1 protein-coding gene is annotated in these 1,086 nt (G+C 63.2%); it reads left to right on the top strand.

All coding sequences use genetic code 11. From position 1 onward, the window contains the following. Positions 1–1,086 (top strand): VCBS domain-containing protein (locus tag NE535_RS18620; protein ID WP_261300041.1); only part of this gene is annotated, 1,086 nt, incomplete at both ends.

The raw sequence follows: 1,086 nt of genomic DNA, 5'->3' as shown, positions 1-1,086 counted from the left end.
ACAACACGCAGGCAGCGATCCAGCAACTGAAGGCCGGTGAAACACTTACCGACACCTTCACCGTCAGCAGCACGGACGGCACGACCCACACGCTGACCGTGACGATCCAGGGCACAAACGATGCGCCAGTGCTGGCGGCACAAACCCAAGCGGTCACCGAAGACGGCACACAGCTGAGCGGCCATATGGTCGCCACCGATGTGGATTCCGGCGACACGCAAACCTTCAGCATCGCCCACGCCGTCGATGGCTTCACGCTGAATGCAGACGGCAGCTATAGCTTCGACCCCAGCCACGCCAGTTACCAGCACCTGGCTGCGGGCCAGACGCAGGATGTGGTCATCCCGATCACGGTGACCGACGGCTCAGGCGCGACGGCCACGCAGAATCTGACGATCAGGCTGACCGGCACTAATGATGCAGCCCGCATCAGCGGCACAGATATTGGTCGGGTCGTCGAAGACCAGACCCTGTCCGCCAGCGGACAGCTGCAAATCAGCGACACGGACGACGGCCAGGCTCACTTCATAGCCCAGACCGCCACAGCAGGCAGTTACGGCAGTCTGACACTCGGCGAAGACGGACACTGGCAGTATCAACTGGACAACAGCAAGCCCGAAGTCCAGGCGCTCCAAAGCACCGATACCGCCACCGACAGCTTCACGGTGCACAGCGCCGACGGCAGCAGCCACAGCATCACGGTCACCATCCAGGGGCAACGCGATAACGTCGTCATTGGCGGCGTGGATGTTGGCGTGGTGAAGGAAGACGTGTCGGCGGTCACCGGCGGGCATCTGGTGGCAACCGGCGAAAGCGCGGAATTCGTGCCCTTGCAGCAGCGCACCCCGCTTGGCAATTTTGCGATGGATGCCAGCGGCGCCTGGACCTACACGCTGGACAACAGCCGCGCCGGCACTGATGCGCTCAAGAACGGCGAGACGGCGACCGACTCCGTCACCATCACCCACACCGACGGCACCACCCACACCGTCACCGTCACGATCATGGGCACGAACGATGCACCCGTACTGAGCGCCCAGACCCAAGCCATCAGCGAAGACGGCACCCAGCTCACGGGTCATATGG

The organism is Shewanella holmiensis, from assembly GCF_025370255.1.
Lineage (GTDB): Bacteria > Pseudomonadota > Gammaproteobacteria > Enterobacterales > Shewanellaceae > Shewanella > Shewanella holmiensis.
The sequence above is the reverse complement of the archived record's forward strand: the minus strand, read 5'-3'. Positions and strand labels throughout refer to the sequence as shown.